The following is a 22,997-nucleotide window of genomic DNA, read 5'->3' on the forward strand; positions in this document are numbered from 1 at the left end:
GACCGATCCTCTCCAACCCCATCAGGTGGCGGTCTTGCACCGACCCCGTACAGAAGCGAGACCCCGGCGAGCGGATGACGCAAAAAGGGATTGACTGAGCAAGGCCCGTTACAGAAGGGTGGGCAAAAGCGCAGCGTGCCCACCATCCGTACTCGGCTCGTGGCGGTGGGCACGCTTCGCTTTGCCCACCCTAAGGTTCGTTCCTCAAGAGGGTGAAACGGCCGCAAGCCTCGGGCGCCTTTCGCCGCGAGAACGCCGGCGCGCATCGCCTCGGTTCTTTGACATCAGAAGCGAAAACGTCGCGCCGGCATGGGCCGTCGTCATCATGTGCTCGGCAAGCGCGGCGGCAATCCATTCGACGCCGGCGGCGGCGTGAAGGACCGCCTGCCTCGCAACAACGAACGCCGCGCGACCGCGGGTCGTCTTCATCAGCGCGGTGCTCAATATACCCGGTCGACCGGCAAACCGAGCGCCATCGCTCCCGCATATTGCGCCTGCGGGCCCGATTGCAACGGATGGTAGCGCGCCGCCTGGATGTCGCGGAAGCGCCGCTCCAGCCCCGTTGCGCGATAGAAGCCTGCGCCGCCGGCGAGCTCCATCGCATATTCGACCGCCGAGATCGCATGCCGCGCGACGAGCTGGCGGCCCATCATCACCTGATTGACGGTCGCAGCCGACGGCGCATTGAGCCTGACAGCAGCCAGCATCCATTCCCGCGCGAGCCGCGCCGCCGCGAGCTCGGTATCCATGCGGCCGGCGAGCTGGATCGCATGCTGGTCCGGCGTCTTGCGCTTCGCGGTCGCGATTGCAATGTCGCGCGCGCTCTCGGCAACGCCGAGATAGACCGAGTAGATCAGCGGGAACGCGGTGGTCGCGATGATCTGGAACAGCGGATGCCATTCGCCGGCCTTGCGCTTTGCTGCGACCGCCGCCTCCGGCACGATGTGGCCATCGATCACGACATCGTTGGAGCCGGTGCCGCGCATGCCAAGCGTGCGCCAATTGTCGAGCACCTTCACATGCGGCGAGTTCATGGGCACGCCGAAATGCAGCACGGTCGCCGGCTCGCCTTCGCTCTCCAGCACCGCGCTTGTCATCAAGAGGTCGCCGGCGGGAGAGCCGGACGAGAACACTTTCCGCGCAGTGATGCGATAGCCGCCGTCGACCTTCTCGGCCCGGCCGGAGCCGCCGATCCAGTCCGAGCCGCCGCTCGACAACAGGATGATGCGCTCATTGGCGATGCGCCGCAGCAGCGGCTCCGCGGGAGCCGCCTTCTGCACCTTCCAGCGCCAGGCGGGGACCGCGACCTGGTGGGTGTGCATGGAGAAGGCGAGCGCGGTCGAGCCACTGTAATGGGCCAGCGTGCGCAGCATCTCGGCGAGTTCGTCGACCTCGACGCCGCCGCCGCCAAGCTCGGCCGGCACGCCGGCTTCAACGAGGCCTGCCGCCTTCAGGTCCGCGAAATCCTCGGCGACGAACCTGTCCTCGTTCGTCTCTTGCTCGGCGCGCCGCGCGAAAATCGGGCCGAGCTCCTCTGCGATCTGGACCGCGCTGCGCGATTTTGACGCATCGAAACTGTGTGCTGCGTTGCCGCTCATGACACTCTCCATCGTTGAGAATATCCACCGTGGGAGAGCCTAATTCCGCCGCAAAGGGCGCTCCAGTTCAGGAACTGTACTGCGACGCCGTGTCCATCGATGAGGTCTCTACAGCGTCCGGAATGCTTACATTTTTCGCGCCATCTTCCGGCCTGGTGCCGGGTCCGCGCTAGCATATCTGTACTACCGCATTTCAGGAGGAGCCGATTGCCTGACAGGACCGAGCGCGGAAGCTATGGGCAGTTTTGCCCGGTCGCGATGGCAGCCGAGATCGTCTGCAATCGCTGGACCGTGCTGGTGCTGCGCGAATTGCTCTGCGGCACGACGCGCTTCAACGACCTCCGGCGCGGCGTGCCGCGGATGTCGCCCTCGCTGTTGTCGAAGCGGCTGAAGGAGCTGGAGGTGGCCGGGCTGATCAGCGTGACGCCATCGGGCCAGCCGGGCGTGATGGATTATCGGCCGACGCAGGCGGGCGAGGATTTGCGCGAGGTGATCATGTCGCTTGGCTTCTGGGCCCAGCGCTGGGTCGAGTCCTCGCTGTCGCTGAAGAACCTCGATCCCTCACTTTTGATGTGGGACATGCGGCGGAACCTGCGCCCCGAGCCGCTGCCGCCGCGCCGCTGCACCATCAACTTCGTCTATCCGGAGCTGTCGGGCGAGCGCAAATCCTGGTGGCTCGTGATCGACGGCGCCACCGTCGACCTCTGCCTGACCGATCCCGGTTACGAGGTCGATCTCTATGTGACCTGCCCGCTGCGAACGATGACCGCGGTATGGATGGGGATCGCCACGCTCGAGCGCGAGGTGGCAAACGGCGGCATCGAGCTCACCGGCGACAAGGCGATCGCCCGCTCGATGCAGCAATGGCTGGGCTTGAGCCCGTTCGCCAAAGGCGTGCGCGCCGTCGGCTGACGTTACGCGCCCTTGTCGAGCAGCGCCTTGAAGTCCGTCCGCGCGCGCTGCGCCTCGGCCCGCGCGGCCTCGGAGGCGTCGACAAGGCCGAAATAGCCGTGGATCAGGCCCTGCCCGTCATGATGCGTGGTCGGCACATCGGCCTCGCGCAGCGCGTTGGCGTAGGCCACGCCCTCATCGCGCAGCGGATCGAACCAGGCGGTGGTGACGACGGCGGGTGCAACGCCCTTCAACTCCTTCGCCCGCAACGGCGAGACCCGCCAATCCGCGCCATGTCCGCGTTCTTCGAGATAATGCCCGCAGAACCACTCCATCACCGCGCGCGACAGAAAATATCCTTCCGCGTTCTCGGCCCGCGACGGAAACCGCGCATTCTCAGCAGTGTCTGCGAAATTGCCGACGACGTCGGTGACGGGATAGACCAGCAGTTGGCCGGCGAGCCTGATCCCGGCATCGCGGCAGGCGAGCGCGCTGGCGGCTGCAAGATTGCCGCCGGCGCTGTCGCCGGCGACGCCGACGCGGGCTACGTCGCCGCCGAATTCCTTGATGCGGCCGACCACGTCGCGCACCGCGGCAAAGGCATCCTCGAACGCGCCGGGGAAACGCGTCTCCGGCGGGCGGCGATAGTCGACGGAGACCACCACCGCGCGGGTTTCGATGGCGAGATTGCGCGCCTGCCGGTCATGGGTCTCGAGGTCGCCCGCGACCCAGCCGCCGCCGTGGAAAAACACGACCGTCGGTGCGGTCCCGCTGCCGTTGCGATAGACCCGCGCCGGCCGCGGCCCGGCGCCGCCGGCGACGTTGACGTCCTTCACGTGCTCGACCAGCGGCGGCGGGATCTCGGCGCGCGCGGCCGCCAGCGCCCGCAGCGATTCCCGCGCGCTCTGCGGCGTCATGGTCTTAGGATCGCGCAACGGCAGCAGCGGGATGATCTTCTCGATCACGGGATCAAGCGGGAGAGGCATCGAGTTCCTCCAAAATTCCGGCCGGCGTCGCAGAGCCGCCCGAGTGTTGTTGGTTATGAGCTCATTGGACAACAGGAACGCGGGAAGGACAACCGCCTCAGCCATCGTCATTGCGAGCCAACGGGTCGGCGCGGGGCGCCGCCCGATGACAGGCTCCGCGAAGCAATCCATGCTTCCGCGTGCGGAGAAATGGATTGCTTCGTCGCGGAGCCTGTCCTCGGGCCCGCCAGAGGCGGGACCCGTTGGCTCCTCGCAATGACGGAGATGTTACGCCACGTCGGCCATCGGCTCTGCCGACGGCGCCGCGGTAGCGAGTTCCTTGGCAAGCGCGGTTGCCGCGACATAGTCAGTCTTGCCGGAGCCGAGCAGCGGCACTTTGTCGACGATGCGGATGTCGGCCGGCACGGCGAGCTCGGAGGCACCTGTCGCCTTGGCCTGGCGCTGCACCGCAGATCGCTCGGCATCGCGCTGCGTGGTCAGGAGCACGATGCGTTCGCCCTTGCGCGCATCGGGAATGGAGACCGCAACCGAGATCGCCTGCGGCCACAGCGCGGACGCCATCGCTTCCACCGCCGACAGCGACACCATTTCGCCCGCTATCTTGGCAAACCGCTTGGCGCGGCCCTTGATGGCGATGAAGCCCGCGGCATCGATGGTGACGATGTCGCCGGTGTCGTGCCAGCCATCGACGAGCTTCTCCAGCACGCCGGGGTTTTCTGCGCGCAAATAGCCGAGCATCACGTTCGGACCGCGCACCGAGAGCCGGCCGCCCTCCTCGATGCCGGGGACCGGATCGAGGCGGTACTCCATCAGAGGCGAAAGCCGGCCCACGGTGCCGGGGCGGTTCGCCATCGGCGTGTTCATGGCAAGCACCGGCGCAGTCTCGGTGACGCCATAGCCTTCGAGGATGCGGATGCCGTAGCGCTCCATATAGACTTGCCGCGTGCGATCCTTCACCGCCTCCGCGCCCGCCAGCACCAGCCGCAGCGTGCGGAAGTCGTAAGCATGCGCCGAGCGGGCATAGCCGGCGAGGAAGGTGTCGGTGCCGAACAGGATGGTGGCGCCGGTCTGATAGATCAGTTCCGGCACGATGCGGTAATGCAGCGGCGAAGGATACATGAAGATCGGAATCCCCGCGAGCAGCGGCATCATCATCCCGCCGGTGAGGCCAAACGAGTGGAACACCGGCAGCACGTTGAACACCTTGTCGTTGCCATTGGCATCGACCCGCGCCAGCGCCTGCGCCGCATTGGCCAGGATGTTGCGGTGGGAGAGCACGACGCCCTTCGGCGTCCCCTCCGATCCCGAGGTGAACAGGATCACGGCGGGATCATCGGCCCTGCGCGCAACGCGCGGCGCGGTGCCGCCCAAGAGGCCGCGGATCTTGTCGAGCGCGTTGACGGTGGCGCGGATGTCTTCGAGATAAACGATGCGCGCTTCAGGAGCGATCCCCGCGATCAGCTTGTCGAGCTTACCCTTCTCGATGAAGGCGCGGGAGGTGAACACGGTCCTGGTCTGCGACGCTTTCATCGCCGAGAGCACATTCACGGGGCCGGCGGAGAAGTTGAGCATCGCCGGCACGCGGCCGATGGTCTGCAGAGCCATGAAGACGACGGCGACGCCAGCCGAGTTCGGCAGCAGCACGCCAATATTCTCGCCGATGGCGGTGCCCTGCTCGAGCTTGCGGCTCAGCACCTGCGCGCCGAGGATGAGCTTGCGATAGGTTAGTTTCGTGCCTAGCGCATCCTCAACGACCGCCTTGCCAGTGTCGCGGTCGCGATGGGCATGGGCGAGCGCCTCGAACAGCGTGTGATCGAGCATGGCGTTCTTCACCATGGCCTCGATCATGATGTCCTGCAACGCAGCGCCCGCGGCGTTACGACGGGCCTTGCCCTTCAACGACTGGTCGATCGGCAATTTGACCGGCGGCAGAATTGTGATTGTGACCTTCGGGAACCAGGAGCGCTTGATCTCGCCATTCTTGAGATAGCTGAGATGCGAGCGCTGCGCGCCCTCGATCCTGACAGGAACGATCACGGCATCGGCCTTGTCGGCGATCATCGCGGTGCCGTCATAGACCTTCATCAGCGAGCCATGCACGGTAAGGCGCCCCTCGGGAAAGATCACGACGGGCTCAGCGGAGGCGACCAGCTTGATCAGATCACGCGCGCCGAGCGGCTTGGTCGGATCGACGGTGATGTGACGGACCATCTTCAGGAACGGCTTGGCCCACCACGCCTTCGCAATGCCGGTATCGACCGCAAAGCTGGCATCGATCGGCAGCGTCGCGTGCAGCAGCGGGCCGTCGACCAGGCTGACATGGTTGGGCGCGATCAGCATGCGCGTGCCCGCGGGCGGCAGGTTCTCGATGCCGCGAACCTCGACGCGGAACAGCGCACGGAATAAGAGCGCGCCGAAGTCGCGCACACCCTCCTTGCCCCACTTCTTGAGCACGAACCACACTGAACCAAAGCTTGCGACGGCAAGGCCGAAGAAGATCCAGGCGATCGACAGCCCGGCATATTGCAGCAGCGCGACGAACAGCGAGCCTACCACCATGAAGCCGGCCTGCAGGATATTGCCGGCGGCGATGATCCGGGCGCGCTCCGACGGCGCGGTCCAGGCCTGCACCGCCGCGAACGCCGGCACCACGAACAGGCCGCCGCCGATGGCGAACAGGAAGAAGCCGACCAGCATATGCACTCCACTGAGCGAGGTCGCGAACGCCGCCGCGGTCACGCCGTTGCCCGGCACGGTCGCGCCAATCGCCGCGGCGAGATCGAGGCCGACCACGCCCATGATGATGGCGCCGATCGGCACCAGCGCGAGATTGGGCTTCACATGGCTGAGCTGGGCCGCAATGAGCGAGCCGGCGGCGATGCCGATCGCGAAGGTCGCGAGGCACAGCGTGACGACGCCTTCGGTGCCTCCAACGCCTTCCTTGATCAGCGCGGGCAGCAGTGACAGCACGACCGCGCCGGCGAGCCAGAACCAGGAGACGATCACCATGCCGTCCCACAGACGCGGCTCAGCATGGAGCGACTTGAGCAGCCGCACCGTGGACGTCCAGGGATTGGTGGTGATGGCGAGTTCGGGCGCGGACTGCGTGCTGGCGGGAATGCGCGCGGCGAAAGCCCAGGACAGAACGGACAGGCCGACCACGGCAAGCGAGATCCAGCCCATGTGGCTCGCGCCCGCGACGAACAGGCCGCCGGCGATGGTGCCGATCAGGATTGCCAGGAAGGTTGCGCCTTCGACCAGCGCGTTGCCGGTGGCAAGCTCGCCGACCGAAAGCTGGTCGGGCAGAACAGCGTATTTCACTGGACCGAACAGCGCCGCGACCGTGCCAAACAGCGCCAGCGCGGCGAACAGAAGCGGCACCGAATGCAGGAAGAAGCCGGCCGCCGCAAAACAGGCGGCAAAGATCTCGAGGAATTTCAGCCGCCGCGCGACGACCGACTTCACATACTTGTCCGCGAGCTCGCCGCCGAGCGCCGACAATACGAAGAAGGGAAAGATGAAAACGGCGCCGGCAACGGTTACCAGCGATGCATTCTCGCCGGTGGTGGCGCCATAGAGCAGGATGATGACCAGCGCGTTCTTCAGGACGTTGTCGTTGAGCGCCGAGAAGAACTGCGCCCAGAACAATGGCGCGAAACGGCGCGACGACATCAACAGTTTGATCATAATCGGTTCCTGGGCAGTTCGGCCGGAAAACCTTGGCCTTGTAAAATTCGTTTTGGGGTTATCGGGGTCAGGAAAAGCGAAAGTTAAGCAGCGATGCCGTTGCTATTAGTGTTCTTGATTGCCTCGCGGTTCGACGTCGCAAGTTGCGGCATTCGGCCGACCATGCACGTCAAACATGTATGAGACCTTGTGCCTGGCTATGGGGCGGCCACGTCCGCCGGCGACATGCGGAGCATGGTGATTTCTTGGTTAGGAACCCGCTCCGCAATCGAGACGAATTGGACCGTCTCAGGTGAGTTCGCTGAGCGAACCGAACGGCCAACGCCCGCGCGGACGCTGCATTTGCCGCGCACGACGCCGCATCTGTGCTGCGAACCGGCGGCGTTCGAGCACGCCGGCAACGTCGCAGGCGTTGGCAATACGATTGATCGGCGCGGTGATGCCGCGGGCGATCGACCTGCCAAATTCCAGGACGGACTTGAGAACATCCTCGAAGAAGGTCGCGGTCAGTTGCCGGGTCAGTTGCAGGACAAGCGTTTCCATGTGAGCGGCCTCCGGATCATTTTGAGCAACGCTCACACTTATAGCCCGAAAATGAGCGATGCTCAAGAAATTTCCTCGCAGGCTCGAAAAATCAGATGGCCGGTCGGCAGGAAACCGCTCGACCCACGAGATAAGCCACTGATTTTTCTTGCAATTAATCCATCGAAGGCCCAGCTTCGACTAGCGCATGCGCGCGATCGTGCCGGCGACAATCTGCATGGCGACGCCGAACACCCATCCGATCATGACCGCAACCGTCCAGGCGATATGCGGCTCGACGCGAATCACGATGGCGACGACCGAGACGAAGGCGACCAACGCCGCAAGAAACGTTCCGACGGCGCTCAGGAATTCCGCCGCGTCGATACTTCCGCGCGGGGATTCGTCGCCCGGCGACTGGAATGGCAGTGGCGGCGTGTCGATGCCGACATAGAAGCCGATTGCGCCGCAGATCATCATGAGCAGAAGAAATCCCTGCGACGTAAAGGCAGCGATGCCTGACCCGACAAGGGCCGCCACGAACAGGCCGCTCGCGGCTCCCGCCATGGCAAGGCCAAGGCGCTCGAGAACATGGGCGAACTTTTGTACGCGGGACCGCATCGTGCCGATCCCCCATGATGATGATCAGGCTACGCCTCTTTCGGATAGCGTGAAAGATACCGTTCGCATGTGGCGCTGCACATGTCCGGCAGCCCGCGTTCACCGCAAATTGCGCTGATAGCAGCGATTAATTACCGCGATTATCGATTTTCTGCAGACTCGTCGGGTGGGCAAAGCCAACGGGTCGCGCGAACGCGCGCCCGATGACAGGCTCCGCGTGCCCACCATCAAGCACTCCGCTCGTGATGGTGGGCACGCTTTCATCGTCACTTGTGGTGAGCTGCGGTGGGTGTAGTCGCTTTGCCCACCCTACGCCGCTACGCGGCGCGGCCGAACTCGCTGCCGAGATGCTTCAGCCGCGGCAGCACTTCCTGCTTCAACAGCTGCAGCGAGTGGTGCCAGGCTTCCGGCTTGTGCTTGTAGTCGAAGCCGAACACGAGCAACACGCCGAAGCCGCCGACCTCTTGATAGATCCTCTCGATCTTTTCGGTCACGGTCGCGGGCGAGCCGACGATCCAGTTGTGCCGGGCGCAATATTCGACGTTCACGTCGCTGTCCGGCACGTCGGGCGTGGCTTTCAGATAGTCCTTGAAGCCGAAGTGACCGAGTAGCGGCAGGAAGTACTCGCCCATCATCCGTCCCATCATGTCGCCGGTCGACAGCCGCCAGGCTTCCTCGTCGGTGTCGGCGACAAAGACTTCGCGCACCAATCGCCAATCCTGCCTGCTCGGCTTGCGGCCGGTCTTCGCTGCGCCCGCCTCCACCGAATCCCAGTGGCTGCCGACATAGGCCGGGTTGAGGTTGAGGCTCATCGGGATGAAGCCGCGCTCGCCCGCGAGCTTCAGCGTATCGGAGTTCTTGGAGAGGCCAGCGACGCCGATCGGCGGATGCGGCGCCTGCTTCGGCTTGAGGTGGGGCTTGAGGAAATCGAACATCGTGTCCGGCTTCGTCACCGTCCAGTATTTGCCCTTGTATGTCCACGGAGCATCGTCGCTCCAAAGCTTCAGGATGATCTCGAGCGCTTCGCGCGTCATGTCGCGGTTCTGGCCCGACATGCCGTCGACATTGAACATCGCCCAGTCGCTCGGCAGGCCGCTTGCAGCGACGCCGAAATTGAGCCGCCCATCGGAGAGATGATCGAGCATCGCGACGCGATTGGCGAGTTCGGCCGGATGGTGATAGGGCAGCAGGAAGCCGCCGGGGCCGATGCGGATGTTCTTGGTCTGCAGCAATGCCTGCGCGACCAACAGGTCCGGAGACGGATGCGGCTCCCAGGGCGCGGTGTGGTGCTCGCCGATCCACGCTTCCTGATAGCCGAGTTCATCCAGCCACCTGAGCACCTGCAGGTCCCAGTCGTGGCCCTCCTTCAATCCGCACTCCGGCGGATGCGAGGGCATCGCGAAATATCCTAGTTCCATGGCTTTCCTCTCGCTTGTTTTCTGGTGCGACTTTGCCGTCGCATCTCATGCACAAGCGAGAGTACCTACCTCGGTTACGGCGGAATAGTGGCTTTCGTCGTTGCAGAGCGGGATAGCCGTTTCACTTTCGCTCGCAATAACGGTGATGATTTACCGTGCGCCGAACGTGGTCGTGCCGAAGAGCGCTTTGTGCGTCGACGGTTGCGAACGCCAATACTGCGGCGGTGCGTCAACCTGTCCGCCGAGTTCGGCGGCAGCGTGCCAGCCCCAGCGGGGGTCGTAGAGCATGCCGCGCGCAAGGGCGACCATGTCGGCCTTGCCGGAAGCGACGATCTCTTCGGCCTGCTTCGCTTCCGTGATCAGCCCGACTGCCATGGTGGTGACGCCAGTTGCTTCTTTCACAGCCTGCGCGAACGGCACCTGATATCCCGGACCCAGCGGGATCTTTTGCAATGGCGAAACGCCACCGGAGGAAACATCGATCCAGTCGACGCCGCGCTTCTTCAATTCCTTGGCGAATTCGATCGTCTGCGCGATGTCCCAGCCGCCCTCGACCCAGTCGGTCGCCGACACCCTGATGCCGACGGGCTTGCGATCCGGAAATGCGGCACGCACCGCGTCGAACACTTCAAGCGGAAAGCGCATGCGGTTTTCGAGCGAACCGCCATACTGGTCGGTGCGCTTGTTCGAGATCGGCGACAAGAACTGATGCATCAAATAGCCGTGCGCGCCATGCAGTTCGAGCGCGTCGATGCCGAGCCGGTCGGCACGCTTGGCGGCCGTCACAAAATCGTCGCGGATGCGCTTGAGCCCGGCCTCGTCCAGCGCGAGCGGCGCCGCCTCGCCTTCCTTGTGCGGCACTGCCGATGGCGCCACGGTCCGCCAGCCGCCTTCGGACAGCGGGATCAACTGCCCGCCGTCCCAGGGCCGATGGCTCGACCCCTTGCGGCCGGCATGCGCAAGCTGCATCGCGACCGCTGCTTTCGAATGTTTGCGCACCGAGGCCAGGATCGGTTTCAGCGCGGCCTCAGTGGCGTCATTATAAAGTCCAAGGCAGCCGGGCGTGATGCGCCCGATGGCCTCCACATGCGTGGCTTCGATGCAGAACATCGCCGCGCCCGACAGCGCCAGCATGTTGATATGGGTGAAATGCCAATCATTGGCCTCGCCGTTGTCTGCCGAATATTGGCACATCGGCGATACCATGATCCGGTTGGGCAATTTCAGGCCGCGCAGCTCGATCGGGGAAAACAGGGCGCTCATGTGGGGGATCCGGATAGGAGGGAAACTGCCTTCTTATCTAACCACGCCCCGGCCCCGCCTCAACCTGCCGGTTACTGATTGATTCCGGCCGCCTTGATCAACTGCAGGTTAGCGACGGTCTCGCGCTTGATGAAATCGTCCATCTGGGCTGGTGTCATCGGCATCGGCTCGACACCAAGTTTCTTGAGGCTTGCCTGCGTTGCCGGATCGTTCAACACCTTCATCCCTGCCGCATGAAATTTCTCGATGATCTCACGCGCCGTTTTCGCCGGCACGAAGATCCCGAACCAGCTCATGCTGTCGGCGCCGGTCAAACCGATCTCCGACGGAGACGGCACATCGGGCAAATCGGCGGCGCGCTTCGGCGTCGACACCAACAGCGCCTTCACCTGGCCGTCGCGGATCAGGGGCAGCGCGGTCGCGAGCGGGCAGAAATAGAGATCGATGCGCCCGCCCAGGATGTCGGCAATCACTTCGGGGCCGCCGCGATAAGGCACGTGGGTGCCTTCGATGCCGGCGGCGAGGAGGAATTTTTCCGCGCTGATATGCACGGCGCTGCCGACGCCGACCGAACCAAAGGAGATCGAGCCGGGCTTCGCCTTGGCGTCGGCAATGAAATCCCGGATGGTTTTCCAGGGCCGCTCCTTCGGCACGATCATGACATTGGCACTGGAGCCGATCATCAGCACGGATGAAAGGTCTTTGGTCGCGTCGAAAGAGAGATTCGGGAAGATTGCCGGCGCAATGGTCAGCGCCGAGGAATGCGCGAGCACGTTGTAGCCGTCAGGCTCCGCCTTGGCGACGAGGCCGGTGCCGAGCGTGCCGCCAGCGCCGGCACGATTCTCGATCACGAAGGGCTGGCCGAGCTCTGCCGAGAGCCGATCGAACACCAGGCGCGGCACCACATCGGTGGCACTGCCCGCGCCGAACGGGATCGTCGCCTTGATCAGGCGCGAGGGCCAGGTCTCCGCCTCTGCAGCGGTGGCAACCAGGCTCGTGACGGTGAGAACGAGGAGGAGGAACTTGCGCATCATGGCTCTCGGTTTCGATTGACGCCCCAGCGTTGCAAGAACCGTTCCGTCAGAGCGGGCCAGTGTGTTTGCCAACCCCGAGACCAATCCTCTATTCCACCAGCGTGAACTGCAGCAGCAGCGTGCGCTGGATCATCGAGAAATTATCGTCGGAGATCATGGTGATCACGGTGTCGCCTTCGGCCGTGGTGTGGGCGTCGATGCCTTCCATGTTGTCGATCTCGTTGCCGAGACCGGCGTTGAAGACCGAAGGACCGTCGAGGACGGCACCCGGCATTACGGACGCAAGTGCGATGCGGCGGATACCAATGCCGACGCCGTCAACCCAGGAGAATTTGCGCTCGAGCAGCAGCAGGTCGCCGGAGGGCAGCAGCACAGCGTCGCTGATGTCGAAATTGTCGGTGCGGCGAACGGAAAACTGTCCCGGCGTCTTGCCGCCGACCAGGAAGCCGATGATGTTGCCCTGCGCATCGAGCCCGCGCTCGGAGATCGCGATCAAGGTTCCCGCCAGCGGCAGGCCTTGCGGCACCATCAGCAGCGCCTCCAGCCCCTTGTTGTTCGGGAGCCGTTTGGCGGCCGGCGGCAGCGACACCACCTCGCCGCGTGCGCGCGTGAATCCCTTGGAGAAATCGAAGCGCAGCACCTGGTTGACGCGCTCGAGCCCGACATAGACGAATGAGCCGTCCAGCGCCATTGATTCAGAATCGTACCAGCCGCGCGCGGTGATCGGCCTGCCGTCGGGGCCGAGCAGCGGCGCCGCTTCGACATCGGCAAGTCCCGTCATCTCGCGGCCTTTGTAGACGATGCGGCCGGTGAACCAGCTACCGTGGTCGCTGACGGCGATGAAGCGTTCGCCCTTGGCGTCGACCCGCAACGCCGACAGGCCGCCGAAGCCGCGAAAGGAGGAAGTCAGCACCAACCCGCTGCGATATTCCAGCGCGCCGAACCTGACATGCGCGCGATCGCGGATGTCGAAGGACGACAGCGGCCGCGCATTGACGTCGATCGAGACCGGCGCCGCCACCGTGGACTCGCTCGGCAGGATCGGCTTCGTCGGCGGCTCAATAGCAGTTTGAGCGAGCGCCAGATGCGGCAATGCGGCGGCCGAAAGCCCCGCCGCGGCGCTAGCGAGAAAACGACGGCGGGAGAGCGTCGGGGACATGGATTTGGAATCCGCTACCGTTTTCACCTCTCCCGTAGGGAGAGGTCGATTTGCGCCAGCAAATCGGGTGAGGGGTTACGGTCTATCGAGGGACCTGAACCCCTCACCCGCGCCTTCGGCGCGACCTCTCCCTAGGGGAGAGGTGGATCGGAGCTCGCGGCATCATCGAGAGAATCACTAAGAATGCAGCCGCCTCGGCCGGCGGTCAGCGACGGGCGCCGGGCCGTGAGTCTCGCTGAAGAGTTCGGCGAGCTTCTCTGTGATGGCGCCGCCGAGTTCTTCGGCATCGACGATGGTGACGGCGCGGCGATAGTAGCGCGTGACGTCGTGGCCGATGCCGATCGCGATCAATTCGACCGGCGAGCGGGTCTCGATCTCCTCGATGATGTGGCGCAGATGCCGCTCGAGGTAGTTGCCGGGATTGACCGACAGCGTGGAATCATCGACCGGCGCGCCGTCGGAGATCATCATCAGGATCTTGCGCTGCTCGGAACGTGCCAGCAGGCGCTTGTGCGCCCAGTCCAACGCCTCGCCGTCGATGTTCTCCTTGAGCAGGCCTTCGCGCATCATCAGGCCAAGATTCTTCCGCGCCCGCCGCCACGGCGCATCGGCTGACTTGTAGATGATGTGACGGAGATCGTTGAGCCGGCCGGGATTCGCCGGCTTGCCGGCGGCGAGCCAGGCTTCGCGGGACTGCCCGCCTTTCCAGGCGCGCGTCGTGAAGCCGAGGATCTCGACCTTGACGCCGCAGCGCTCCAGCGTGCGTGCCAGGATATCGGCGCAGGTGGCGGCGACCGTGATCGGACGGCCGCGCATCGAGCCGGAATTGTCGAGCAGCAGCGTCACCACGGTGTCGCGGAAGGTCGCTTCCTTCTCGCGCATGAACGACAGCGGGTGATAGGGATCGGTGACGACGCGCGACAGGCGCGCGGGATCGAGTATCCCTTCTTCGAGGTCGAATTCCCAGGCGCGGTTCTGCTGCGCCATCAGGCGGCGCTGCAACCGATTGGCCAGCCGCGCGACGATGCCTTGCAGATGCGCGAGCTGCTTGTCGAGATAGGAGCGCAGACGCTCCAGCTCGTCATGGTCGCAAAGGTCTTCGGCGGCGACGATCTCGTCGAATTTCGGTGCAAACGCGTGGTATTCGGGACCGCGCGGCTCATTGCCGCCACGCGTATTCGGCCGCGTCGCCTCGCCCGGCGTCTCATCGTCGCCGAGCTCGCCGTCGTCGAAAGTGTCGCTGGTGGACGCCTGCGCGCTTTCCATCGCACTCTCGGACATCTCTTCCGAGGTCGTCTGCGCCTGGTCGGCGCTCATCTCCTGCGCGGCATCGGAATCAGGCGAGCCTTCGGCGCCGGACTGATCGCTCTCGCCATCCGGATTTTCATCCTGGTTGTCGTCCTCGTCGGAGTCCATGTCGCGCTCGTCGCCGAGGTCGAGCGCCGACAACAGATCATGCACGAGGTCGCCGAACCTGGCCTGGTCCTCGGTGAAGCGCGCCAGTTTATCGAGCCGCGTGCCGATCTTGTCTTCCAGCAGCGGGCGCCAAAGGTCGACCATCTTGCGCGCAGCCTGAGGCGGCGCCAGTCCAGTCAGCCGCTCGCGCACCAGCATCGCCAGCGCATCCGCCAGCGGCGCATCGGCGCGGTCGGTGATCTCGTCATACTTGCCGCGGTGAAAATGATCGTCGAGCATCGCGTTGAGGTTTTTCGCAACGCCCGCCATCCGCCGCGAGCCGATCGCCTCGACGCGCGCCTGCTCGACCGCCTCGAACACGCCGCGCGCCTGCGGATTGCCCGGGATCAGCTTGCGATGCACCTTGGGATCGTGACAGGCGAGCTTCAGCGCGATGGAGTCCGCGTGTCCGCGCACGATCGCAGCGTCACGCTTGGTCAATTTGCGCGCCGGCTCCGGCAGTCGCGCCTTACCGGGCGCAAGCCCCGGTCGCTCGGCGGCGAAGGAGACTTCGAGCTCCGGCGTTTTCGCGATCGCCTTCAGGCACGACGTCACCGCGCGCTTGAACGGCTCAGTCGGCGCTTCCTTCGTGTTGCGGAATTTGGAGTTCGACGTAGTCATCTCGATCTCACCGTCGTCCCCGCGAAGGCGGGGACCCATAACCGCAGAAAGTGGTTGTTGAGCGCGACGGCGGCCCCAATCTTCGCACCCACCACGTCCTCACGTCATAGGCCCCGGATCGCGCTTCGCTTGTCCGGGACAGCATCCTTGGTCCTTAGCTGAGCGCGACGTTGACGGCGGATTCGGGCAGCTCCGCATTGAAGCAGCGCTGGTAGAATTCCGCCACCAATGGCCGCTCGAGCTCGTCGCACTTGTTGAGGAAGGTGACGCGGAAGGCAAAGCCGATATCGCCGAAGATCTCGGAGTTTTCCGCCCAGGTGATCACCGTGCGCGGGCTCATCACCGTCGACAGATCGCCATTGGCGAAGGCGTTGCGGGTGAGATCGGCGAGCCGCACCATCTTGTTGACGATGTCACGGCCTTCCTGGCTACGGTAGTGCTTCGCCTTGGCGAGCACGATCTCGACTTCCTCGTCATGGGCGAGGTAGTTCAACGTGGTGACGATCGACCAGCGGTCCATCTGGCCCTGGTTGATCTGCTGGGTGCCGTGATAGAGCCCCGACGTGTCGCCAAGGCCGATCGTGTTGGCCGTCGCGAACAGACGGAACGCCGGATGCGGCTTGATCACCTTGTTCTGGTCGAGCAGCGTCAGCCGTCCCGAGACTTCCAGCACGCGCTGGATCACGAACATCACGTCGGGCCGGCCGGCATCATACTCGTCGAACACCAGCGCGACATTGTGCTGCAGCGCCCAGGGCAGGATGCCGTCGCGAAATTCGGTGACCTGCTTGCCGTCCCGGACCACGATCGAGTCCTTGCCGACCAGGTCGATACGGCTGATGTGGCTGTCGAGATTGACGCGTACGCAGGGCCAGTTGAGCCGCGCTGCAACCTGCTCGATATGGGTCGACTTGCCGGTGCCGTGATAGCCGGTGACCATCACACGGCGGTTCCTGGCGAAGCCGGCGAGGATCGCTAGCGTGGTGGCGCGGTCGAAGCGGTAATCCGCATCAACCTCCGGCACGTGCGGGTCGACTTCCGCATAGGCCGGCACCTCAAGGTCGCTATCGATGCCGAACACCTGCCGGACCGATACTTTCATGTCGGGCAAGCCGGCGGTGTCTTCCAATGTGGTCTGGGCGGCGGTCGTCATTCGTCCTCCGAGGTCCCGGGAATCCCGAAACCAGATTATTCGTTTGGCTGCGGATTGGGTGCTATGCACAAGCCTAGCAGACTGCAACCGCCGGCAGAAGCCCGCGGCGCGATCAAAGTTCCGTTGTTCTTTCATAAAGATAGGTGCTGGACGCGGTTTTTGGAGGGCTGCCCTGCGAATCCCGCCGCACTTTGCCGCGAGGGCCCGCCGCGATCCCTTTCCAGGCCGGGGGCGAGTTGTTAGCTCTCAAGGTCAGGCAAGACCTGAGCTGCGGGAATTTTGTGACCACATTCCTCGACCCCCTGATCACCTTCGTTTCGGCCCATGCGTGGCTTGCCTATCTGACGCTGTTTGTCGCCGCCTTTCTGGAAGCGGTCCCGGTAGCGGGGTCGCTGGTGCCCGGCTCAACGATCATTGTGGCGATGGGGGCGCTGATCCCCGGCGGCGAGCTGAAGCTGTGGCCGGTGCTGGCCGCCGCCGCCGCAGGTGCCCTGCTCGGCGACGGCTCCGCCTACTGGATCGGCCATCGCCGCCAGCGCGAGATCCTGGCTGCATGGCCACTGTCGGGCTATCCGCGCGTGGTCGAGCAGAGCGAGGCGTTTTTCCATCGCTGGGGCATACTCGCGGTGTTCTTTGCGCGCTTCGTGCCGCCGTTCCGTGCCTTCGTGCCACTCACCGCCGGCGCGCTGGATATGCCGCCGGCGCGCTTCTACAGCGTCAATATCCCCGCGGTCCTGCTCTGGGCACCCGTGCACGTGCTGCCGGGCGTGCTCGCGGTCTCTGCGCTGCACGAGTATGGCGGGCTGCCATATCACCACCATCATGCCGGCAAGCATATCTGGATGCTGACGGTGATCGCCGGCGCCGTGGTCGTGGCGCTTGCGACCTGGATCATCCGCCGCCGGCGCGGCGTGATCGAGCCGGCCGCGAAGCCGCACACGTAGCCTGCAGCCCGGGCGGAGCCAACGGGTCGCGCGCGCCCCGTTGGCTCCGCCGGGGCTACATCAGATACTCTTGGCCGCCGCGCTGCGTCCGGGCGCCGGCCCGACATATCGTGCGCGCGGGCGAATCAGCCGGCCGTGCTGCAATTGCTCGCTGGCATGCGCGATCCAGCCGACGCTGCGTGCCATCGCAAACAGCGCGAGCTCGCTGCCGAGCGGAAGCCGCAGGCTGTGCACCAGCACGGCCAGCGCATAGTCGATATTGACGAACTCGCCGGTCGCCTCCGCGATCCGCTCTGGAACCTCCCTGGTGAATTTGCGCGCGGCGCCGGCGCGCGCGAGCGCATCCAACAGCGACTGCGCGCGGGGATCGCCGCGCCGGTAGACGCCATGGCCAAAACCGGCGAAGCGCTCGCCGAGCGCGACGCGCTCGCGGATCACCGGCTCGACATCCTGATCGACCAAGGTCTTCACCAGCCGCGATGCCAATACGCCGGCGCCGCCGTGTTTCGGACCCTTGAGCGCCGCCAGGCCGGCGATCACCGCGTCATAGAGATTGAGCCCGGTCGAAGCGGCACAGCGCGCCGTGAAGGTCGAAGCGTTCAATTCGTGATCGGCGAGCAGCACCAGCGTGCGGCGGATCAGGTCGGCGGCATGCTTGTTGCCGCATGCCCAGGCGCCGGCGATCTGCACATGCAGCGGTTCGGACGAGGGTTCGCGGTTCAGCATGGTCGCAACCAATAGCCGGACGATGCGCGCGCCGACCATCGCGCGGCCGTCGGGCGCGCGGGTGAAGGCGCGGGGATCGGCGCTTGCGGCGAGCGCCAGCACGGCAATGGCGCGGTCAATCGGCGCGGCGCGGTGCGCGGCCTCGGCGATGGCGCGCATCTCCCCAGAGACAAACGGGCAGTTGTTCGGCGCAAAGGGATCGACGCCCGTGACATCCCACAACAGCGTCGCCGTGTGCTCGAGCGTATCCTTCTCGGCAAGATCGACGCAGTTCACGCCGCGATAGATCGGCCCGTCCTCGGTGATGGTTGCGATCGCCGAATCCATCACCGGCAAATCGGCATCGAAGCTGCGCAGGCCGCGCGGCTCCGGCGACGGGGTGCGGCGCTCCTTCAACTCGCGGATGTCCTCGGCCCGGTAGCGGTGGCTGCGGGAATCCGCCGAAGGCTCGGAGCGGATCAGGCCCCGACTGACATAGGCGTAGAGCGTAGCCGGCGAGATCGCGAGCTCGGCCGCCGCCTCGCGGGCGGAGAGATAAAGGCCATCGGATTTTTTCATATTGATTAAGCTAATCAAGATTGATCAATCTGTCGAGAGGATCGACTTTCTCCTGATCACGAAAGGAGATCCGCCATGAATATTCAGGTGACCAAAAGCCCGATTGGGCTGGACGGCATTGCCGCCGCCGAAACCGTGCTCAGCCATGTCGACGGCGAGCGCGGCGAACTGATCATCGCCGGCGAGCATGTCAGCGTGCTCGCCTCGACATCGAGCTTCGAGGGCGTCACCGCACGATTATGGAATGCGGCGACCGGAAGCACGCTCAGCGAGGCCAATGTGCGCGCCAAGCTTGGGGCCGCGCGCGAGCGCGCCTTCGCCCGATTGCCCGACGTGCTGCCGGCGACCCGCGGCATGTCGATTGTGGACGGCTTCCGCGCCGCAGTCGCTGGCTTGCGCGCCGAAAACGGGCTCGAGCACGAAGCGACGATCGTCGGCGCCTTTGCGGTGATCGCCGGCGCGCTGGTGCAGCGGGCTAAGGGCCACGATCCGCTCGCGCCCGATCCGAATGTCAGCCACGCTGCGGATACGCTGACGATGCTGCTGAGCCGCAAGCCCGAACCGCGCGAGGTCGCGGCGCTGGATGCCTATCTCGTCACGGTCTCTGATCACGGCATGAACGCGTCCACCTTCACGACGCGCGTGGTGGCCTCGACGCAAGCCGACCTGTTCGCGGCCGTCACGGCCGGCTATTGCGCGCTGACCGGCCCGCTCCATGGCGGCGCGCCGGAGCCGGTGCTTGAGATGCTCGATGCGATCGGGACGCGCGAACGCATCAAGCCCTGGGTCGATGCGGCGCTGGCGCGCGGCGAGCGGCTGATGGGATTCGGCCATCGTGTCTATCGCGTACGCGATCCGCGCGCCGATGTGCTGAAAGATGCGATTGAGCGGCTGGCCGCCGAAGGCGCCGACCTGCCGTTCGCCGGCGAGGTCGAGGCCTATATCCGCGAGGCGTTGCGGCGGAAAAATCCGAACCGGCCGCTGGAAACGAATGTCGAGTTCTTCACCGCGATCCTGCTCGACGCGCTTTCCATTCCGCGGCAGGCCTTCACGCCGATCTTCGCGGTGGCGCGCGCGGCGGGATGGACCGCGCATGCGCGCGAACAGCAGCGCACCGGCCGGCTGATCCGGCCAAGCTCGTCTTATGTGGGGCCGATGCCGAAGGTGTGAATGAGTCCCCGTAGCTCGGAGCCAACGGGGCGCGCGTTCGCGCGACCCGTTGGCCCCATCCGGGCTACGGCTCCGCGCTAAGCCTCGCGGACCACGGTCTTGAGATAGTTATACGCCTTGATGATCTCGATCAGGCGGTCTTCGGTGGAACGATCGCCACCGTTGGCGTCGGGATGGTGCTGCTTCACCAGCGCCTTGTACTTCGCCTTGACGTCTTCCAGCGTCGCCTCGGCGGTGAGGCCCATGACCTGCAGCGCCTTGCGCTCGGCATTCATCACCGTGCGCGTCTCGGTCTTGGCCTTCGCGCCCGGGCCCGGCCGCCAGCCGGCGCGGCCATTGAGTTCGGAGAACACATTGAAGGGATCGGCGGCGCCGCCGAGATCGTCCTCGGCGCTGCCCTTGCCATGCTTGGCGCTGGTGTTGGCGCCCATCTTCCAGGTCGGGCGATGGCCGGTCAGCGCATCCTTCTGGTAGCGTGCCACCGCCTCAGGATTCATACCCTGGAAGAAATTGTAAGACTGGTTGTACTCGCGAACATGATCGAGGCAGAAATGCCAATACTCGCGCGAGTTCTCGCGGCCCTTCGGCGCGCGGTGCGAACCCTTGTTCTGACAGCCGGCCCATTCGCAGGTGATGGCTTCCTGACCAGCCTGCGCCTGGCGCTTCGCACTCACCTTCGTCGGCTTGATGCGAATGGAGTCGAAGAATTTTGATGAATCGATCGCCATGACTGACTTTGACTACGCAATGCAAAAAGCTTCAAGTCTTGACATTGCGAATACCTCTGCTTCGGATGTGCCATTGACGAAATGCAGCCTTCGAACTATTGCCGCCGCCATGAGCACAAGAGACGTTATTATAAACAAGTTGCGTGAAGCTTTCTTGCCCGAAAGCCTCGAGGTCCAAGATGAATCACATCTGCATGAGGGCCACGCGGGGCATCGGCCAGGCGGCGAGACGCATTTCCGTGTTTATATTGTATCTCAAGCGTTCGAAGGGAAGAGCCGGATCGAACGCCATCGCATGATTAATGCGGCACTCGCCCAGGAACTCGCGGATGGCGTGCATGCGCTCGCGATCCATGCGCAAGCTCCAGCGGAACGACCGCGCTGAGGGGCGCCGCCTGGAAATTTAGCTGAAGAACACGACCGAACTGCGGTTTTGATCAACGTCGCGCAAGACGCCACGGTTGTTTTCCTTTATCAGAGATAGCGGCCTGGGCGATGGACAGTTCCATTGGAATTGGGCAGGCTCATTGCACCATCGCCACCTGTAGCGAGGGGCTGTCAGATGGTTCACTGGGCACATCTGCGATTGGCCGCGGCCGTGATGGCAATGCTGGCGCTCTCTGCGCCCGTACCGGCTGCAGCACAGGCCATGCCGAGCCCGCTCGTTCAGGAAGTGCTCGTGAAAAGCATTTTGGTGACGCTGAGCGATGCCGTCGCCGCCAATAATTTCACCGTCCTACACGCCAAGATGTCAAAGCCGTTCGCCGAGCAGTTTCCGCCGGAGAAGCTGCAGGCCGTCTTCAAGGATCTCGTCGACAAGCACGCGGTGTTCGACGCCGTGGTGGCAAAGCCTGTCATTGCCGACGAGGAGGCGAAGATCGACGAGAAGGGCGTGCTGCGCCTGAAAGGCCATTTCGAGACCACGCCGAAGCAGGTGAAGTATCAGCTCGCCTTCATCCCCGCCGACGGCACCTGGAAGCTTTCCGGGGTCACCATAGACATTGAATAGGGCGCCAACATCCAAGCCCGTCATGCCCGGCCTTGTGCCGGGCATCCACGTTCTTGGCTGCCGCGAGAAAGGCGTGGATGGCCGGGACAAGCCCGGCCATGCCGGAGAATCGACGCGCCTGTGCTAGAACGCCGTCCCGGCACGCTTCGGCCTGGGCTCCTCGGCCTCGGCTTCGCGCGGCAGCGCGGTGATGCGTAGCGCCGTGATGCGGTTGCGCTCGCGACGCAGGACGCGGAAGCGGAAGCCGTGGAAGGTGAAGCTTTGGCCGCGCTCGGGGATCGAGCGCGCTTCATGGATCACGAGACCCGCCACGGTCGTGGCTTCCTCGTCCGGCAAATGCCAGTCCATCGCACGGTTGAGATCGCGGATCGGCACCGAGCCGTCGACCACTACGGAGCCGTCGGGCTGGGCACGAACACCCGCGACCACTACGTCGTGCTCGTCGGAAATGTCTCCGACGATCTCCTCCAGGATGTCTTCCAGTGTCACCAGACCTTCGACTTCGCCGTATTCGTCGACGACGAGGGCGAAATGCGTCTTGCGGCGGCGAAACGCCTTGAGCTGCTCGGAGACGGGCCGCATCTCCGGCACGAACCACGGCGGCAACGCGATGGTGGCGACGTCGATGTTCGACGTGTCGCCGTCGGCGGCGCGGATCGCGCGCAGCAAATCCTTGGCGTGCAGCACCCCGATGATGTTCTCCGGCTTGTCACGCCACAGCGGAATGCGGGTGTATTCGGTGGCGAGCACCTCGCGCACCAGTTCCTCCGGCGGCAGATCGGCGTTGATCATGGTCATTTCGGTGCGGTGGACCATCACGTCCGACACCTGCAATTCGCGCAGATCGAGGAGCCCGCCGAGCATGTCGCGGTCCTGCTTCTCGACCTTGCCCTCGTGATGCAACAAATCGACGGCGCCGCGCAGTCGCTCGGTCGGCGACAGGATGGCCTGGTTGGCACCGACCTTGATGCCGAAGAGTTTCATCAAGGCGAGCACGATGACCTCGATCACCGTCAGGAACGGTCCGAGCAGATAGACCGTGACCTTCATCGGCCGCGCCACCAGGAGCGATATCCGGTCGGGCGCGTTGATTGCGATGGTCTTGGGCAGCACCTCGGCGAAGATCACGACCATCACCGTCATCACCGCGGTCGCATAGAGCACACCGACGTCGCCGAACCACGCGGTGAGGATGCCGGTTGCGAGCGCCGAGGCGCCGATATTGGCGATGTTGTTGCCGAGCAGCAGCGCGCCGATCAGCCGCTCGCGCATGTTGAACAGGCTGGAGACCACGCCAGCCTCGCGATTGCCCTGCTTGGACAGCCGCAACATGCTGGCGCGCGAAGCGCCGGTCAGCGCGGTCTCGCTCGCCGCGAAAAAGGCGGAGACCAACAGGCAGACGACGACGATTGAGAACGAAACCCAGGTCAAGCTACGTCATCCGAAGAGCGTTT

19 protein-coding genes are annotated in these 22,997 nt (G+C 64.6%); 5 read left to right on the top strand and 14 right to left on the bottom strand.

What is annotated here, in order from left to right; translation table 11 throughout:
* Positions 1-440 precede the first annotated feature (440 nt).
* On the bottom strand, positions 441-1,598 hold the full coding sequence (locus ACZIRK_RS41195; RefSeq protein ID WP_130230936.1) for an acyl-CoA dehydrogenase family protein: 1,158 nt from the start codon (positions 1,596-1,598) through the stop codon (positions 441-443).
* 258 nt (positions 1,599-1,856) lie between these two features.
* On the opposite strand from ACZIRK_RS41195, the gene ACZIRK_RS41200 reads away from it, so the two are divergent.
* Positions 1,857-2,510 carry a winged helix-turn-helix transcriptional regulator gene (locus ACZIRK_RS41200; protein WP_474419508.1) on the top strand — a complete coding sequence of 218 codons (654 nt, stop codon included), beginning with the start codon at positions 1,857-1,859 and terminating at the stop codon, positions 2,508-2,510.
* 2 nt (positions 2,511-2,512) lie between these two features.
* Here the strand turns inward: ACZIRK_RS41200 and ACZIRK_RS41205 are convergent, their stop codons facing one another.
* The 10 genes from ACZIRK_RS41205 to cobS form a co-directional block, all read right to left on the bottom strand.
* A complete protein-coding gene (locus ACZIRK_RS41205) occupies positions 2,513-3,475 on the bottom strand; it encodes an alpha/beta hydrolase (protein WP_474419499.1) in 963 nt (320 codons plus the stop codon).
* Between the two features lie 267 nt (positions 3,476-3,742).
* Complete coding sequence (locus tag ACZIRK_RS41210; protein ID WP_474419500.1) at positions 3,743-7,162, bottom strand: acyl-[ACP]--phospholipid O-acyltransferase; 3,420 nt, start codon at positions 7,160-7,162, stop codon at positions 3,743-3,745.
* A gap of 288 nt (positions 7,163-7,450) precedes the next feature.
* Complete coding sequence (locus ACZIRK_RS41215) at positions 7,451-7,771, bottom strand: hypothetical protein (RefSeq protein ID WP_130230527.1); 321 nt, start codon at positions 7,769-7,771, stop codon at positions 7,451-7,453.
* Positions 7,772-7,885: 114 nt separating this feature from the next.
* Positions 7,886-8,305, bottom strand: a complete 420-nt coding sequence (locus ACZIRK_RS41220; RefSeq protein ID WP_130230525.1) for a hypothetical protein — start codon at positions 8,303-8,305, stop codon at positions 7,886-7,888.
* Between the two features lie 317 nt (positions 8,306-8,622).
* Complete coding sequence (locus ACZIRK_RS41225) at positions 8,623-9,723, bottom strand: LLM class flavin-dependent oxidoreductase (protein WP_028164237.1); 1,101 nt, start codon at positions 9,721-9,723, stop codon at positions 8,623-8,625.
* A gap of 150 nt (positions 9,724-9,873) precedes the next feature.
* Entirely contained in the window at positions 9,874-10,986 is a 1,113-nt protein-coding gene (locus ACZIRK_RS41230) for an NADH:flavin oxidoreductase/NADH oxidase (protein ID WP_130230523.1), read from the bottom strand.
* Between the two features lie 71 nt (positions 10,987-11,057).
* Positions 11,058-12,017: a Bug family tripartite tricarboxylate transporter substrate binding protein gene (locus tag ACZIRK_RS41235; RefSeq protein ID WP_245475111.1), complete on the bottom strand. Its 960-nt coding sequence runs from the start codon at positions 12,015-12,017 to the stop codon at positions 11,058-11,060.
* Between the two features lie 91 nt (positions 12,018-12,108).
* Positions 12,109-13,179, bottom strand: a complete 1,071-nt coding sequence (locus ACZIRK_RS41240) for an esterase-like activity of phytase family protein (protein ID WP_474419501.1) — start codon at positions 13,177-13,179, stop codon at positions 12,109-12,111.
* 177 nt (positions 13,180-13,356) lie between these two features.
* Entirely contained in the window at positions 13,357-15,255 is a 1,899-nt protein-coding gene (gene cobT, locus ACZIRK_RS41245; protein WP_474419502.1) for a cobaltochelatase subunit CobT, read from the bottom strand.
* 154 nt (positions 15,256-15,409) lie between these two features.
* Entirely contained in the window at positions 15,410-16,408 is a 999-nt protein-coding gene (cobS, locus tag ACZIRK_RS41250; RefSeq protein WP_028164232.1) for a cobaltochelatase subunit CobS, read from the bottom strand.
* A gap of 281 nt (positions 16,409-16,689) precedes the next feature.
* Here cobS and ACZIRK_RS41255 point away from each other — a divergent pair, with 281 nt between their 5' ends.
* Positions 16,690-17,352 carry a DedA family protein gene (locus ACZIRK_RS41255; RefSeq protein ID WP_474419503.1) on the top strand — a complete coding sequence of 221 codons (663 nt, stop codon included), beginning with the start codon at positions 16,690-16,692 and terminating at the stop codon, positions 17,350-17,352.
* A 60-nt stretch (positions 17,353-17,412) separates the two neighbouring features.
* On the opposite strand, the gene ACZIRK_RS41260 is transcribed toward ACZIRK_RS41255, so the two are convergent.
* On the bottom strand, positions 17,413-18,636 hold the full coding sequence (locus ACZIRK_RS41260; RefSeq protein WP_474419504.1) for a citrate synthase family protein: 1,224 nt from the start codon (positions 18,634-18,636) through the stop codon (positions 17,413-17,415).
* Between the two features lie 75 nt (positions 18,637-18,711).
* On the opposite strand from ACZIRK_RS41260, the gene ACZIRK_RS41265 reads away from it, so the two are divergent.
* Positions 18,712-19,806, top strand: coding sequence for a citrate synthase/methylcitrate synthase (locus ACZIRK_RS41265; protein ID WP_474419505.1), 1,095 nt, complete (start codon positions 18,712-18,714; stop codon positions 19,804-19,806).
* 77 nt (positions 19,807-19,883) lie between these two features.
* Here the strand turns inward: ACZIRK_RS41265 and ACZIRK_RS41270 are convergent, their stop codons facing one another.
* Entirely contained in the window at positions 19,884-20,534 is a 651-nt protein-coding gene (locus tag ACZIRK_RS41270) for a J domain-containing protein (protein ID WP_474419506.1), read from the bottom strand.
* Positions 20,535-20,643: 109 nt separating this feature from the next.
* On the opposite strand from ACZIRK_RS41270, the gene ACZIRK_RS41275 reads away from it, so the two are divergent.
* Both ACZIRK_RS41275 and ACZIRK_RS41280 read left to right on the top strand, forming a co-directional pair.
* Positions 20,644-20,919 carry a BolA family protein gene (locus ACZIRK_RS41275; protein ID WP_130231181.1) on the top strand — a complete coding sequence of 92 codons (276 nt, stop codon included), beginning with the start codon at positions 20,644-20,646 and terminating at the stop codon, positions 20,917-20,919.
* A 177-nt stretch (positions 20,920-21,096) separates the two neighbouring features.
* The gene (locus ACZIRK_RS41280) at positions 21,097-21,543 is read left to right on the top strand and encodes a hypothetical protein (protein ID WP_130231177.1); all 447 of its coding nucleotides are present in this window, start codon (positions 21,097-21,099) and stop codon (positions 21,541-21,543) included.
* A gap of 123 nt (positions 21,544-21,666) precedes the next feature.
* Here ACZIRK_RS41280 and ACZIRK_RS41285 read toward each other — a convergent pair whose 3' ends face one another.
* Positions 21,667-22,974: an HlyC/CorC family transporter gene (locus ACZIRK_RS41285; protein WP_130231175.1), complete on the bottom strand. Its 1,308-nt coding sequence runs from the start codon at positions 22,972-22,974 to the stop codon at positions 21,667-21,669.
* Positions 22,975-22,997 lie beyond the last annotated feature (23 nt).

This window comes from Bradyrhizobium sp. Leo114 (assembly GCF_055229415.2).

Coding starts and splice junctions, on each gene's coding strand:
- ACZIRK_RS41235 (WP_245475111.1), bottom strand. CDS start 12,017: ATGCGCAAGTTCCTCCTCCTCGTTCTCACCGTCACGAGCCTGGTTGCC.
- ACZIRK_RS41220 (WP_130230525.1), bottom strand. CDS start 8,305: ATGCGGTCCCGCGTACAAAAGTTCGCCCATGTTCTCGAGCGCCTTGGC.
- ACZIRK_RS41195 (WP_130230936.1), bottom strand. CDS start 1,598: ATGAGCGGCAACGCAGCACACAGTTTCGATGCGTCAAAATCGCGCAGC.
- cobT (WP_474419502.1), bottom strand. CDS start 15,255: ATGACTACGTCGAACTCCAAATTCCGCAACACGAAGGAAGCGCCGACT.
- ACZIRK_RS41210 (WP_474419500.1), bottom strand. CDS start 7,162: ATGATCAAACTGTTGATGTCGTCGCGCCGTTTCGCGCCATTGTTCTGG.
- cobS (WP_028164232.1), bottom strand. CDS start 16,408: ATGACGACCGCCGCCCAGACCACATTGGAAGACACCGCCGGCTTGCCC.
- ACZIRK_RS41240 (WP_474419501.1), bottom strand. CDS start 13,179: ATGTCCCCGACGCTCTCCCGCCGTCGTTTTCTCGCTAGCGCCGCGGCG.
- ACZIRK_RS41280 (WP_130231177.1), top strand. CDS start 21,097: ATGGTTCACTGGGCACATCTGCGATTGGCCGCGGCCGTGATGGCAATG.
- ACZIRK_RS41265 (WP_474419505.1), top strand. CDS start 18,712: ATGAATATTCAGGTGACCAAAAGCCCGATTGGGCTGGACGGCATTGCC.
- ACZIRK_RS41275 (WP_130231181.1), top strand. CDS start 20,644: ATGAGCACAAGAGACGTTATTATAAACAAGTTGCGTGAAGCTTTCTTG.
- ACZIRK_RS41230 (WP_130230523.1), bottom strand. CDS start 10,986: ATGAGCGCCCTGTTTTCCCCGATCGAGCTGCGCGGCCTGAAATTGCCC.
- ACZIRK_RS41270 (WP_474419506.1), bottom strand. CDS start 20,534: ATGGCGATCGATTCATCAAAATTCTTCGACTCCATTCGCATCAAGCCG.
- ACZIRK_RS41225 (WP_028164237.1), bottom strand. CDS start 9,723: ATGGAACTAGGATATTTCGCGATGCCCTCGCATCCGCCGGAGTGCGGA.
- ACZIRK_RS41200 (WP_474419508.1), top strand. CDS start 1,857: ATGGCAGCCGAGATCGTCTGCAATCGCTGGACCGTGCTGGTGCTGCGC.
- ACZIRK_RS41260 (WP_474419504.1), bottom strand. CDS start 18,636: ATGAAAAAATCCGATGGCCTTTATCTCTCCGCCCGCGAGGCGGCGGCC.
- ACZIRK_RS41205 (WP_474419499.1), bottom strand. CDS start 3,475: ATGCCTCTCCCGCTTGATCCCGTGATCGAGAAGATCATCCCGCTGCTG.